This window comes from Microbispora sp. NBC_01389 (assembly GCF_045040095.1).
Taxonomy (GTDB): Bacteria; Actinomycetota; Actinomycetes; order Streptosporangiales; family Streptosporangiaceae; genus Microbispora.
This window is the reverse complement of sequence record NZ_CP109552.1, coordinates 3,646,315-3,660,281: the sequence shown is the minus strand read 5'-3', so window position 1 is coordinate 3,660,281 and position 13,967 is coordinate 3,646,315. Positions and strand designations below refer to the sequence as shown.

Annotated in this window: 10 protein-coding genes; 7 read left to right on the top strand and 3 right to left on the bottom strand. The window is 70.6% G+C overall.

Translation table 11 applies throughout. From position 1 onward, the window contains the following. The first annotated feature begins 77 nt into the window (after window positions 1-77). Together OG344_RS16585 and OG344_RS16580 are read left to right on the top strand one after the other, a co-directional pair. Window positions 78-905 carry a helix-turn-helix domain-containing protein gene (locus tag OG344_RS16585; protein WP_405088987.1) on the top strand — a complete coding sequence of 276 codons (828 nt, stop codon included), beginning with the start codon at window positions 78-80 and terminating at the stop codon, window positions 903-905. Then, window positions 896-1,102 (top strand): DUF397 domain-containing protein, encoded by a 207-nt coding sequence (locus tag OG344_RS16580; protein ID WP_405088986.1) that lies wholly within the window; start codon window positions 896-898, stop codon window positions 1,100-1,102. The genes OG344_RS16585 and OG344_RS16580 overlap by 10 nt, the downstream gene beginning before the upstream one ends. Before the next feature lie 6 nt (window positions 1,103-1,108). Here OG344_RS16580 and OG344_RS16575 read toward each other — a convergent pair whose 3' ends face one another. Both OG344_RS16575 and OG344_RS16570 read right to left on the bottom strand, forming a co-directional pair. After that, entirely contained in the window at window positions 1,109-3,043 is a 1,935-nt protein-coding gene (locus tag OG344_RS16575; protein WP_405088985.1) for an ATP-binding protein, read from the bottom strand. A 147-nt stretch (window positions 3,044-3,190) separates the two neighbouring features. Continuing rightward, complete coding sequence (locus OG344_RS16570; RefSeq protein WP_405088984.1) at window positions 3,191-4,189, bottom strand: glycoside hydrolase family 11 protein; 999 nt, start codon at window positions 4,187-4,189, stop codon at window positions 3,191-3,193. A 17-nt stretch (window positions 4,190-4,206) separates the two neighbouring features. On the opposite strand from OG344_RS16570, the gene OG344_RS16565 reads away from it, so the two are divergent. Continuing rightward, complete coding sequence (locus tag OG344_RS16565) at window positions 4,207-4,587, top strand: hypothetical protein (RefSeq protein ID WP_405088983.1); 381 nt, start codon at window positions 4,207-4,209, stop codon at window positions 4,585-4,587. A 299-nt stretch (window positions 4,588-4,886) separates the two neighbouring features. Further along, the gene (locus OG344_RS16560) at window positions 4,887-5,978 is read left to right on the top strand and encodes a glycoside hydrolase family 11 protein (protein WP_405088982.1); all 1,092 of its coding nucleotides are present in this window, start codon (window positions 4,887-4,889) and stop codon (window positions 5,976-5,978) included. A gap of 130 nt (window positions 5,979-6,108) precedes the next feature. Here the strand turns inward: OG344_RS16560 and OG344_RS16555 are convergent, their stop codons facing one another. Beyond that, complete coding sequence (locus OG344_RS16555) at window positions 6,109-6,816, bottom strand: ThuA domain-containing protein (protein ID WP_405088981.1); 708 nt, start codon at window positions 6,814-6,816, stop codon at window positions 6,109-6,111. Between the two features lie 252 nt (window positions 6,817-7,068). Here OG344_RS16555 and OG344_RS16550 point away from each other — a divergent pair, with 252 nt between their 5' ends. The 3 genes from OG344_RS16550 to OG344_RS16540 are packed head-to-tail and all read left to right on the top strand — an operon-like array spanning window position 7,069 to window position 13,960. Then, window positions 7,069-10,641: a WGR and DUF4132 domain-containing protein gene (locus OG344_RS16550; protein ID WP_405088980.1), complete on the top strand. Its 3,573-nt coding sequence runs from the start codon at window positions 7,069-7,071 to the stop codon at window positions 10,639-10,641. Continuing rightward, window positions 10,638-11,714 (top strand): AAA family ATPase, encoded by a 1,077-nt coding sequence (locus OG344_RS16545; RefSeq protein WP_405088979.1) that lies wholly within the window; start codon window positions 10,638-10,640, stop codon window positions 11,712-11,714. The genes OG344_RS16550 and OG344_RS16545 overlap by 4 nt, the downstream gene beginning before the upstream one ends. Before the next feature lie 2 nt (window positions 11,715-11,716). Further along, a complete protein-coding gene (locus OG344_RS16540; RefSeq protein WP_405088978.1) occupies window positions 11,717-13,960 on the top strand; it encodes a DUF5682 family protein in 2,244 nt (747 codons plus the stop codon). Window positions 13,961-13,967: the final 7 nt, after the last annotated feature.

Genomic DNA, 13,967 nt, shown 5'->3' with positions numbered 1-13,967 from the left:
CTCTGGCGTGTCGTGGACTGGGCACGGAATTACCCCGCGTACGCCGAATGGAATTGTCTGGATCGGGAGGAAATGCGATGAATGTTGTGCCGTCTCTCGATCCCGCGTCCCCGAGGGTGCGCTTCGGCGCGGAGTTGCGCCGCCTCCGGGAGGCCGCGCAGCTCTCGCAGGCGGCGGTGGCCGCACGCCTCGGCCGCACCCAGACCCAGGTGAGCCGCCTGGAGAAGGCCACCCGGACCCCGTCGAAGTCCGACGCCGAACGGCTGGACCGGCTCTTCGGCACGCCCGACGGCGTCTCGTTCACGCGGCTCTATCAGCGCATCGTCACGCAGCCCGGCGCCCCGGTCTGGTTCCGCAGCTGGGTCGAGGAGATCGAGCCCACCGCCCGCATCCTCCGCTCCTGGGACCCCCTCCTGATCCCCGGCCTCCTCCAGACCGAGGCGTACGCACGGCATCTGTTCAGCGGAGGACGGCAGATCGGTCGCGAAGAGGTGGAGCAGCATGTCGAAGCTCGTATGCAGCGGCAGCGGATCCTCGATCGGGACAATCCCCCGATTTACCTCGCCCTCATCGACAAGGGCGTGTTGCGCCGCAGGATCGGCGGTGGCGAGCTGATGCGGGAGCAGCTCGATCACCTGATCGAGATCGCGCAACGGCCTGCCGTCGCCATCCAGGTTGTCGATCCGGAATGCGTGGCGGGACTGGCCGGCGCATTCATGATCGCGGAGTTCGCGGGCGGCGAGCCCGACGCCGTCCACGCGGATTCATCCGTGCAGGGACATATCACTACCGATTGCGACCACGTTTCCGCGACTTGGAAGCGCTATGAGGTGATACGACTGTGGGCCTATCCTGAGCACGTATCCCTTCGAATCATCGAGAAAGTGAGACGCGAGTGGACCTGAGTGCCGCCGTCTGGCGAAAGTCGTCGCGTTCCTCGGACAATGGCGGCCAGTGTGTCGAAGTGGCCGTCAACCTGCCGGGGGTGGTCGCCGTACGGGACAGCAAGGACCCGGACGGCCCCGCGCTGGCCTTCACCCCCGCCGACTGGCAGGCATTCATCAGCGGCATCAAAACCGGAAAGTTCGACTCCCTGATCTGAGGAAGATCAGGCGGTGACCGTCGCCGGCGCGACCTCTCCATGGACGCGCTGGAGGTATTCCACCGCGTGCTCGGCGGCCGGATCATGGTTCAGCCGGTCCTGGTAAAAGTGGAGGCGAGCCTCACAGTCGTCGATGATCTCGCTCCACGTCCGTGCCCAGATGCGCACGCCGCCCTCCCATTCGGCGATGCAGCCCGGCGGCCGGTTCGGGGCAGCGGCGTCTCGTCTGACTACCTCCGACATCTCGGTGGAGACGACCCAGAAGTCCCAGGAGACGCGGGCGTCGCGGAACTGCGGATCGCTGACGATCGCCTCGGCGTAACTCTTGATCTGCGCGACCTCCGCCTGGCCGATCCTGACTCTGGGTGCCTTGAGTTCGACCACGAGATGTTCTCGCCCGGAACCTCCCCGCCGTACGCGGCCGAGCAGGAGATCGACGATGCCGGTCCGGCCGTCCTCCCGCCGGACCGGATTCAGCCGGCCGTCAACCGGCTCCCGCCCCAGCTCCTTGAGGTGCCGGAGGAGGACCGCGTCCAGGCTCTGATCGCTGATCATCAACGCGTGGGCGTCACCGAATATCCACGTCTCGCGCTCCACGATCCGGTGGAGCTCGCTTCGCTCCCTGAGCGTCCTGCTGACCTCCGGTTCGAAGACGAGCTTCTTGAGAGCCGCGAGGAAGTCGAGCCGATCGGTGATCTGTCCCGTCGCCCTGATCACTTCGGCGAGACTGGTCCGCTGGAGGATGCGTTTGAGCTCCTCCTGCTCCGACTGGGGCAGCCGGAAAAGCTCGTCCAGAACGGGATAGAGCCCGCTGGGATCGCGCGAGATGACCTCTCGCAGAAGCCGCAGGGTGGTCTTCTTGCTCTGCGTCGCCCCTGGTAGCCGACGGGCGATCCGGGCCGCCACCTCGTCGAACATCTCCCGTTCGACCGCCTGCGCGGGCTCGGACGGCCCTGCGGCGTACGGGTAGACGCCCTCGGTCTTCCATTCCTGAACGAGGCGGACCCTGCGCTCCTGTTCGCGCCTCTTGAAGTGGGCACGGAGCTTCTCCCGGGCGAGTGCCAGGAGAGGAGCGATCTCGTCCGTCTCCGCCAGGGGCAGATCGTCCCGGCGCTCGACGAAGCCATCCCAGAGCAGGTAGGCCGTGAAATGGTAGCCGGGCGCCTGGATGCCCGGGGAGGGCTCGTCCAGGACGACACCGCTGGCATCGCAGAGAGCGAGCACCCGGCCGACGTCCTTCGGCCATTCGATGACGCGCAGCAGCGGCGCCGGATGACCATCCGAATCCGGCCAGCGCAGCGGATACTCGGCCATGCCGGTCCATACCGTGGCTGGATCAAGGGGTACACCCTGGTAGACGATCCGCACATCGGGATTGGCGGCCAGGAACGGCGCGAACGTCGAGGCGAGTTGCTGAGCCGTGTCGTCCTGGGTGAGGCGGCTCACGAAGTCCGCCGGGACGGAGGCCTCCACGCGTGTCCCACACGCGAGCCGAACAGGCTCCGGTTCGGAGATGTCGAAGTCCGCGGGGCGGTCGACGGTCCCGCTGATGACCGTACGCTCGATCCGCCCGTCGGCCGCCTCCGCGATCGTGATCCACCTGACCTGGCCGCCCAACGAGAACGCGCGGAGCCTGCCCTGGCCGCTCCGCCCGTGCAGACCGCGCTTGAGCCGCGGAGACACCTTGGCCGCCGTCTTCCACGACCCGCCGAGGCCGCCGAAGTAGTTCCTACAGGACGCGTTCGGCATCCCGTGGCCGTCGTCCTCGATGCTGACCGACTCGACGCCGTCCAGTTCGTTGATCTCCAGGTCCACGTTGACGAGGCTCGCCTCCGCGTCCAGGGCGTTCCAGATCATCTCCACGACCGCGCCCACCGGATCCCTTTGACGGGCGAGGCGCAGCAGGTGATCCGGTTTGGCCTCGATGTGAACCGTACCCACCCGGCCACTATCCCAGATGACGTGCGGAATCACGCGAAAGATCGACAGAACGAATGCGACGACCCTCCGGGCTTGCGGCGGGTGGGACGGGGACGTGGCGCGGCGGGTGTGAGCCGCCGCGCCACGGTGTGCCGTGTGGTGGGTGGGTCAGCTCGCCGAGCAGGAGACCGTGGGCCAGGTGTAGTTGCCGTTGTGCTGGATCGTCACACCCCAGTTGTTGCCGCTGCCGTTGGGCTTGGCGACCAGCTGCTGGGAGCTGGGGTAGCTCGCGCTGATGTTCCAGGTGGAGAGGACCTTCGCCGGGGACGGCACGTTCATCGTCACCGTCCAGTTGCTCGAACCGCTCACCGAGACGTTGAGGTTGTACCGGTCGCTCCACTGCTGACCGGCGGAGAGCGTCGCGGTGCAGCCGCCGCCCCCGTTGCCGGGAGGCGGAGACGTGGGGGTCGACGTGCTGCCGCCGGAGCCCCCGATGGTGATGTTGGAGTTGCCGCTGCTCTGGTAGCCCTCGGTGGCGAGGATCTGGTAGTCGTGGCTGCCGAGCTGCATGCCGTAGCGGGACCAGGCATCGAAGTGGTTGCCGACGGTGATCGTGCCGCCGGTCCGCTTCTGCTGGCGGACGCTCCAGTACTGGTTGAACGTCTGGTTGCCGTCGATGGACGGGGCGTTGTAGCGGGTCGTCTGGTAGACGTCGTACGTGCCGCCGTCGGACGTGACCGTGCCCTTGTACGTCCCCGTCGGGCGGTAGGTGCCCCAGTTGTCCACGATGTAGTACTCCACCAGCGGACCACGGGTCCAACCATAGACGGCCAGGTAGGCGTTGCCGGAGGGATTGAAGCTGCCGGAGTAGGTGATGGTCCGGCGTCCACCGGGCTGCCAGCCCTTGCCGGCGACGAAGTTGCCGGTGTTGCGCCAGGAGGTGCTGTAGTTACCGCCCGATCCCAGATCCATGGAGACGGTGCCCTGGCTGTCGGTCCAGAACGAGTAGAAGTAACCGTTGTTGTTCCCGGTCTGGTTGGTGGTGACGGCCGCGTGGGCCACACCGGGCAGCAGCGCCACCACCGCGGCCAGCACCACGGCGGTCACACGGCCGATCAACGACCGCAGACGGCCGCGGCCTCTCAAGTGCACGTGAACGTCGTTCATGTACGTACTTCCTCCTCGTGAACAAGCCGAAGACGGCAGAGAGAACGGTCGCGGCCGGCATTCGCGATCAACCCGATGCCGAAACTATCGGCGCATTGACGAAAGTATCGGCACGCCTGACTTGGGGTGTCAACGATTTCGGAGGGTCCCTAGCACCCTTTGGGCAGGTGGAGATTCGCGTAAACGCTGGTCGGCCAGTCGCACGAGGCCGAACGCCGGGTAGTGAAGAGCCGGTCAATCTCGGTGAAAGTTTCACGATTCCGGCTACACCAGGCAGCGAGACGGGTGCGGGACGCGAAAGCATGTGCCGTTTTCGGCGGCGACCCGGCTTCTTCCTCGAAATTTTCATCGTTCACCTCGCGCCGCGATCGGCCGCGAAGGGCGGTGGCCAGGGGTGATGAATCCGGCGAGATCGTCGGCCCCGGCCCGCCTCACACGCGTCGTTGACAGCGGTACGGACGCCATCTGACACTTTCGCCGTTCAATCGATAGTTTCGTCGGCGAGAGACCTCAACCGCTGTCGGAACCGGCCAACCGACCGCGGTGTGGTCCTCCGGTCGTCGCCGACACGACGCCCGGTCACCCTCCGCCGCGTTGTGCGACGCCGACGCCCGGTGGCGGCCGTGACCCCCACAGGCCACCGACGGCCTGGCGCCGCCTGGCCGCCTTCGGCCTTTCACGAGGAGGAAGTACGTACATGAACGCGCACTTGAGAGGCCGCGGCCGACTGCGGTCGTTGATCGGCCGCGTGACCGCCGTGGTGCTGGCCGCGGTGGTGGCGCTGCTGCCCGGCGTGGCCCACGCGGCCGTCACCACCAACCAGACCGGCACCAACAACGGTTACTTCTTCTCGTTCTGGACCGACAGCCAGGGCACCGTCTCCATGGACCTGGGGTCCGGCGGAAACTACAGCACCACCTGGCGCAACACCAACAACTTCGTCGCCGGCAAGGGCTGGAAGCCCGGCGCGCGCAGAACGGTGTCCTACTCCGGCAGCTTCAACCCCTCCGGCAACGCCTACCTGGCCCTGTACGGCTGGACCCGTGGTCCGCTGGTGGAGTACTACATCGTCGACAACTGGGGCACCTACCGCCCGACCGGCACCTTCAAGGGCACGGTCACTTCGGACGGCGGCACCTACGACGTCTACCAGACGACCCGCTACAACGCCCCGTCCATCGACGGCAACCAGACGTTCAACCAGTACTGGAGCGTCCGCCAGCAGAAGCGGACCGGCGGCACGATCACCGTCGGCAACCACTTCGACGCCTGGTCCCGCTACGGCATGCAGCTCGGCAGCCACGACTACCAGATCCTCGCCACCGAGGGCTACCAGAGCAGCGGCAACTCCAACATCACCATCGACGGGACCACCACCAGCCCCTCCACCTCGCCGTCGGCCTCGCCCTCCCCCCGTCCCTCGCCCTCGGTCACACCCTCGACCTCGCCCTCCTCGCCGCCGCAGGGCGGCGGACCGTGCCGAGTGTCCTACGTGAAGAACGAGTGGAACAACGGCTTCACCGCCGACATCACCGTCACCAACACCGGTAGCAGCGCCATCAACGGGTGGACGCTGACCTGGTCCTTCTCCGGCGGCCAGCAGGTCACCAGCGCCTGGAACGCCACCGTCACCCAGAGCGGCTCGTCGGTCACCGCCCGCAACGTGTCCTACAACGGCTCGCTGGCCCCCGGCGCCAACACCTCGTTCGGCTTCCAGGGCACGCACAACGGCAACAACCCCACCCCCTCGGCCTTCAGCCTCAACGGCTCGGCCTGCACCATCGGCTGACCCACCCGCCCGTACGTCACGGCGTACGGGCGATGTGAAGAACGATGTGAAGAACGTCGCGAAGAACAGGGGGAGCGGGCGGTCACGCCCGCTCCCCTCTCCATGCCTCAGAGGGCGCGCTTTCGCGCGTTCACCGGGAGGCCCAGAGCATGCCCCGTTCGATGACGGTGCGTACGCTGTCGTTCCGCAGAACGTCGAGGTTGTGACCGGGAGTCGCGACGAAGACCTTCCCGCTCCCCCACCGCCGCGTCCAGATCGCCGGCGAGGTGACCTCGCGGTGCCAGGGGTCCCACGGCCGGACCTTCTGCGTCGTCGTCGCCAGCACGTCGACGTACTCGTCGGTCAGCACCCAGTACTGCTCGGTGACGAGGTCGAAGTCGGCGATGCCATCCGTGATGGGGTGCGAGGCCGCCTCGGGCAGGATGTTCACGGTGTACGGCACGAAGTAGTTCTCCTGCGCGCCCTCACGCCACTCGGCCGGGTCCTTCCCGGGATGGCAGGCGAACTGCCCTCCGATGAGGTGCAGATAGTCGGAGGTGCTGCGGAAGGAGTCGGCGATGCCGCCGTGCCACCCCGCCATCCCCGTGCCCGCCCGGATCGCGGCGTCCAGCCCGCGCACCTCCTCCGGCTCGATGGTGCCCATCGTGTAGCACTGCACGATGAGATCGACGTCCGCCATGAACGCGCTGTCCGCGTACGGCGCCGGGGAGTCGGCCCGGACCACCTCGAAGCCGTTCTTCTCCAGGAACGGAATGAACAACTCGGTGGCCTCCACCGGGACGTGCCCTTCCCAGCCACCCCGCACCACGAGGGCCCTGAGGCCCTGGTCACCTGTCATGCTCTCGCCTGCCTCGCTCGGGATCAGCGTCAGTGATCTTCACATTCCACACCAGCGTGGCGGCTAACGCCATAAATCCTCCACACCACCGCCGGAGCGGCCGATCGATAGAGCGGGATTGTCGGTCGCGAGCGCGATACTCGCGCTGCGATCACGAGGACCAGACGTCCGAGACGGCACGGCCGCTCCGCCGTGACGCTTGAGTCCCTCGAACGGCGGGCTCTACACCAGACGCAGCGTGGAGGTATCGGCATGAGCGCGGGTCGGATGCTGACCTATGTCGGCGGCGGTTCGGCGAAGTTCTGGGAGGTGCGCCAGAACGGTACGGAGCTGAGCATTCGCTATGGACGGCTGGGCGCGACCGGTCAGACGCAGGTCAAGTCGTTCGGCTCCGCCGCCGCCGCCACGGTGGCTGCGGACAAGCTGGTGGCGGAGAAGCTGCGCAAGGGCTACACGGAGGACGAAGCGGCCGCCGCGCCGGTGACCTCCCCACCCGTGACCTCTCCGGTGGCGACTTCTCCCGCGGCGACCTCTGCGGCGGCGACCGCTCCGGTAGTGATCGGCGACGCCGAGGACGAGGACCGGCTGACGATGCCGGCCGCCTGGCTGCGCGCTCTTCATCCGCGGCGGGGTGGCGTGAAGGTCACCGTGAAGCGGCCGGACGCGGGTGCGCCCAGTCAACTCGCCGCGAGAGTGGACGGGCAACGACAGCTGATCCGCGACTCCCTGGCGGAGTGCTCCGACCCGGAGATCGCCGCCGCGGGCGCGGCGCACCTGGCCGGGGAGCCCTCACCGCTGGGCGCCGCGGTGGTCGCCCAGATGGTGGCGGCATCCCTGCCGTGGAACGAGCGGACGTCGCTGGCCCTCTTCGCGGAAGCCTGGCTGGCCGAACGCGGCCCGGTGTTCGCGGCGACCGCCGTGACCGAGCTGGCCTCGCTGGGTCTCGCAGCCGGCGGGCACGTCTGGCCGGTCCGGCGGCTCGCCGCCGGTGAATCCGTCAACCACTGGTACGGCCGGCCCTGGATGGAGATCGCCCCTCGGGTCCGTGCCGTCCTCTCGTCCGCTCCGGACGCCGAATACGCCGAGGTCGTCGCGGCCCTGGCGGCGATCCGGGAAGGCGGGCTCCATCATCGGGTGGCGGCTTCCTACCTGGCGCCCACCGAGGTGGAGTGGGTCACGGACGACTGCGCCGAAGTGAGCCGCGTCAACCCGGATCTCGCCCTCGAACTCGTCGCCGCCGTCGGCACTCCCGAGCACGCGGCGCTCATCGCGAGCCACGTGCAGGGCTACTACGCGATGCGCTCCCTCGCTCTGCCCGCCACGCTCGTCGACGGCATCGGGACCGCGGCCGTGCCGGTGCTGGCCGGATGGTTCGACGACGTCGGCGACGCGGAGAACCGACGGCGGCTGCTGGGTGTGCTCGCCGAACTGCCGTCCGACGCGGCCATGCGGGCACTCCTCGACCGGATCGACCACAAGCACGCCGAGCCGGCGTTCCTGCGCGCGGCGGCCCGCTTCCCGCGCCGGGCGATGCGGATGCTCGCCACCTCCAATGGCAAGGTCGTGGACACGCTGCTGCGCGCCCACGTGCTGGCCCATCCCGGCCTGGTGGCCGAGGTGCTCGCGAGCGTTGACGCCACCGCCGCCGGGCGGATCGACAAGATCACGGCTGCCCCGGCCGTCCCTGTCGCTCCGCTCGACGCCCTGCCCGAGGTGCTGGTCAGCCCGCCCTGGACCCGCCCGCGCAAGGCCCGCAAGCCGGTCGTGGTGAGTGACCTGGTGTGTACCGACGAGCCAGCCGTGGTGTGGCGGCCGGGCGAGCGGGACAGCTGGAGTGCCGCCCTGCCGGAGCACCGTTCCTGGGATCGGCCCCGGCGCGAGTGGAAGAAGGTCGCCTCCCGGATCGCCGAGCAGATCGCCGCTGGCCGGCAGACCCCCTCGTACGCGTACGACGAGAGCGCCCTGTTCGCCGGCGGGCCCGAGGAGCTGGCCGCACCGCTGATCGAGAGGTGGCGCCCGGGCGACCTGTGGGGAGTCTCCGACTGGATGCCGCAGGTGGCCGCCAGGTTCGGGCCGGCGGCGCTACCCATGATGCTGGACAGCGCCCGGCGCGCCCCCGTCCAGATCGCTCCGCTGCTGCTTCCGTTCGCCGCCCCGGAGATCGCCGTACTGATGGCCGAGTGGCTGGCCCGGCTGAGGTCGGTGCGCGCCACCGCGCTCGCGTGGCTGGCCCGCCACCCCGAGGCGGCCGCGAGGGCGCTGATCCCGGCGGCTCTGGGCAAACCCGGGGTGGCCCGGCGACAGGCGGAGCAGGCGCTGGCGGTGCTGGCCGCGGGCGACGGCCGCGAGGCCGTGACGGAGGCCGCCGCGGGGTACGGCCCCGCCGCCGAGGCCGCGGTCGCCGATCTGCTCGCGGCCGACCCGCTCGACGCGCTGCCCGCCAGGATGCCCGTGCTGCCCGAGTGGGCGGAGGTCGCGGTCTTCACGCCGGTCCAGTTGCGCGGCGGCGCGGGTGTGCTGCCGCCCGAGGCGGTCCGCCACGTGATGACGATGCTGGCGATCTCCCGGCCCGGGGACCCGTACGCGGGACTGACCCTGGTGAAGGAGGCCTGCGACGGCCGCGGCCTCGCGGACCTCGGCTGGGCGCTGTTCCAGCGCTGGCAGGGGGCCGGCTATCCGTCCAAGGAGAGCTGGGTGATGGACGCGCTGGCACTGATCGGCGACGACGAGACCATCCGGCGGCTGACGCCGCTGATCAGGACCTGGCCCGGTGACGGCGGGCACTCGCGGGCGGTCGCGGGCCTGGACCTGCTGGCCGCCATCGGCTCCGACGTCGCCCTGATGCACCTGCACGGCATCGCCGAGAAGGTCAAGTTCACCGGGCTCAAGAACCGGGCCAGGCAGAAGATGAACGAGGTCGCCGCGGATCTCGGCCTGACCCCGCAGGAGCTGGCCGACCGGCTGGTGCCCGACTTCGGGCTGGCCGCCGACGGCAGCCTGACCCTCGACTACGGCCGCAGGCGATTCGTGGTCGGCTTCGACGAGCAGCTCAAGCCGTACGTGACCGACGCCGCGGGGAAGCGGCTGAAGAACCTGCCCAAGCCGGGGGCGAACGACGATCCGGAGCTCGCGCCCGCCGCCTACCAGCGGTTCGCCGGGCTGAAGAAGGACGTGCGTGCCGTCGCCGCGGACAGCATCCACCGGCTGGAGCAGGCCATGGTGAGTCGGCGCCGCTGGACCGGTGCGGACTTCCGGCGGCTGCTCGTCGGCCACCCGCTGCTCTGGCACATCGTGCGGCGGCTGGTGTGGGGGCTGTACGACTCCTCGGGCCGGCTCACCGGCGCCCTGCGGGTGGCCGAGGACCGCAGTTTCGCCGACGTCGAGGACGACGCGCTGACGTTGCCCGACGAGGCCGTCGTCGGGGTGGCGCACCCGCTGGAGCTGGGTGCGGAGCGGGCCGCGTGGGCCGAGGTGTTCGCCGACTACGAGATCCTGCAGCCGTTCCCGCAGCTGGGCCGGGAGACCTACGGCCCGGACGAGACGCTGCTGGCCGAGATCATGGCCGCCCGAGTCCCCACGGGCCGGGTGCTCGGCCTGGAACGGCGGGGCTGGCGGCGGGGCTACCCGCAGGACGCCGGTTGGCAGGGCTGGATCGAGCGGGACGTGCCCGGCGGCGGAACCGTCACGGTCGGTCTCGATCCGGGCATCTCGATCGGCTACCCCGAGTTCGCCGACGAGCAGACCCTGACGGGCGTGTCCCTCGACGGCCTCGACCCGATCACCGTGTCCGAGATCCTGCGCGACCTCAGGGAGATCACCCGTTGAACGAGCACGCACAGCGGCCCCCGGCCGAGATCCGTTACGCCGGCGAGCTCGCCCGGCTGCGGGACGGCGACACCGACGCCCGCCCCCCGGGCTGGGCGCTGAGCCTGCGGGCCGCCCGGCGCTTCGTCCTCGGGGACGAGAAGCTGGGCGTCAGCCGCAAGTTCGTGGGCGACCCCTCACTGATCGACCGATCGCTGGTGACGCTCGCGACCAACCGCGGGCTGATGCTCGTGGGCGAGCCGGGCACGGCGAAGTCGCTGCTGTCCGAGCTGCTCGCCGCGGCGGTGAGCGGAACCTCGACGCTCACCATCCAGGGCGGAGCGGCCACCACCGAAGACCAGATCAAGTATTCGTGGAACTACGCGCTGCTGGTCGCCGAGGGCCCGTCCACCCGGTCGCTGGTGGCCGCTCCGCTGCTGCGCGGCATGGCCGAAGGCAAGGTGGTGCGGTTCGAGGAGATCACCCGGTGCCCGCTGGAGGTGCAGGACTGCCTGCTGTCGCCGCTGTCGGACCGCGTGCTCGCCGTACCGGAGCTGACCGGCCCGGAGGCGATGGTGTTCGCCCAGGAGGGGTTCACCGTCATCGCCACCGCCAACACCCGCGACCGCGGCGTCAACGAGATGAGCGCAGCGCTCAAGCGCCGGTTCAACTTCGAGACGGTCTTCCCCATCGCCGACTTCGACACCGAACTGCTGCTGGTGGAGGCGGAGGCCACCGCTCTGCTGAAGCGGTCCGGCGTCGGCGCGCCGCCACGGCGCGACGTGCTGGAGGTCCTGGTCACCGCGTTCCGGGAGCTGCGCGGCGGGCAGACCGCGCGTGGCGACGCCACCGACCGGCTGTCGGGGGTGATGAGCACCGCCGAGGCCGTTTCGGTCGCGCACGCCGTCGGGCTGCGCGGCTGGTTCCTGCGCGGAGAGCCCGGCACCGCCGCCGACCTGGTCTCCTGCCTGGCCGGCACGGCGGCCAAGGACAACCCGGAGGACCTGGCGAAACTCCGCAGATATCTGGAGCAGCGGCGGTCCGGGAAACAGTGGAAGGCCGTGTACGAGGCCCGTCATCTGCTGCCGGGCTGACGATGTCGGTCACATTCCTCGGCGTACGGCACCACAGCCCCGCCTGCGCCCGGCTGGTCGCCGACACCATCCGTTCCCTGCGGCCCGCGTACGTGCTGGTCGAGGGCCCGGCGGAGATGAACCACCGGATGGACGAGCTCCTGCTGGGGCACGAGCTGCCGATCGCGGTCTACACGAGCTACCGGGACTCCGATCGTCGGCACGGTTCGTGGACGCCGCTGTGCGACTACTCCCCGGAGTGGACGGCGCTGGTCGCGGGCCGGGACGTCGGCGCCGAGCTCCGGTTCATCGACCTGCCCGCCTGGCATCCGGCGCTGGCGGACGTCCGCAACCGTTACGCCGACGCGGAGGCCCGCTACGCCGAGGTGACCGGGCGGCTGTGCCGCGCCTTCGCCGTGGACAACGTGGACGCGCTGTGGGACCACCTGTTCGAGATCGAACCGGCGGGCGGACTGGCCGAACGGCTGGCGACCTACTTCGACCTGGTCCGCGGCGACACACCGGCCGGTCCGGACGACACGGCCCGCGAGGCGTACATGGCGCGGTGGGTCCGGGCCGCCGTCGCCGACGCGGGCGACCGGCCGGTGGTCGTGGTCACGGGCGGCTTCCATCGCCCCGCGCTGGTCCGGCTGGCCGGGCAGGGCGACCCCGACTGGCCGGAGGTGCCGCGGCCGCCCGTGGACGCGGTCGTCGGCAGCTACCTGGTGCCGTACTCGTTCCGGCGGCTGGACGCCTTCGACGGCTACCAGTCGGGGATGCCGTCGCCGGGTTACTACCAGCGCCTGTGGGAGTCGGGGCCCGCCGAGGCCGCCCGCGGGCTCACCGAGGCGGTGACCGCCCGGCTGCGCGCCCGGCGTCAGCCGGTGTCCACCGCGGACCTCATCGCCGCCCGGGCCACCGGGGACGGGCTCGCGTTGCTGCGCGGCCACCCGCATCCGGCCCGGGTCGACGTGCTGGACGGCCTGGCGAGCGCGCTGGTCGGCGAGGCGATCGAGACCCCGCTGCCCTGGGCGGCGCGCGGCCCGCTGCGGGCCGGTAGTCATCCCGTGATCGTGGAGATGGTCGCGGCCCTCAGCGGTGACCGGGTGGGCCGCCTGCATCCCTCGACTCCGCTGCCACCGTTGGTCCACGCGGTTCTCGCGGTGCTGGGTGATCCGGGTGAGGAACGGCTCGACCTCGGCTCGGACACCGGCCGCGAGCGCAGCCGGTTGCTGCACCGGCTGCGGGTGCTGCGGATCCCCGGCGTGGTGCGCATCTCGGGACCCCGCCCGGCGGGCGGCGCGGAGCTGACCGAACGATGGACGCTCACCGAGGCCGACGACCGGCTGCCCGCGCTGATCGAGGCCGGCGGGTACGGCGTGGACCCGCAGGAGGCGGCGGCCGCCGCCCTCGCCGAGCGGATCCCGGGCGCGGGCCTGGACGAGCTGGCCGAGGTGCTGTTCGACACGGCGCTGTGCGGCGTCGGCGACCTGACCGGGCAGGTGCTCGACGACCTGACGAGAGCCGTCGAGACGGCGGCCGACCTGGGAGCGCTGGGCCGCGTCCTCGCCGTCGCCCTGGCGATGTGGCGCCACGACGACCTGTTCCGGACCAGCGGCGGCGCCACTGTGGGCATGGTGGTCCGGGCCGCCACCCGCCGGGCGCTGTGGCTGGCCGAAGGCGTGCGCGGCGGACCCGCACCGGCCGACCTCCGGCGCGTCGGCGCCATGACCGCCGTCCGCGACGCCCTCAGGCACGCCGGCCCGTCGCTCGGGCTGGACACGTCCGCGGCGCTGGGCGTCGCGGACCGGCTCGCCGCCTGCCGGGACGCGCCGCCCGATCTGCGCGGCGCCTCACTGGGCCTGGGCTGGTCGCTGCGGGGCACGGCCGCCGCGGACCCCGCCCGGGCGGTGCGCGGCGCGTTCGTCCCCGAGTCGGCCGGAGACTGGCTGACCGGGTTGTTCGCGCTCGCCCGGGAGGAGGTGCTGCACACCTCCGGGATGCTGGAACTGCTCGACGACCTGGTCGGAGAGATGACCGACCACGACTTCATGGTCGCCCTGCCCGCGCTGCGCCAGGCGTTCGGCTTCTTCCCGCCCCGCGAACGGCACCTCATCGCCACCCGCCTGGTCGAGCGGCGTACGGGCGGCGCGTCGGGATGGGACCTGATGCGGCTGGACGCGGCGCCGGAACTGGTGGCCGCCGGCAGGGCTCTGGACGAGCGGGTCGAGGCGGCGCTGCGCAGGGAGGGGCTGATCACACCGTGACCTCGGA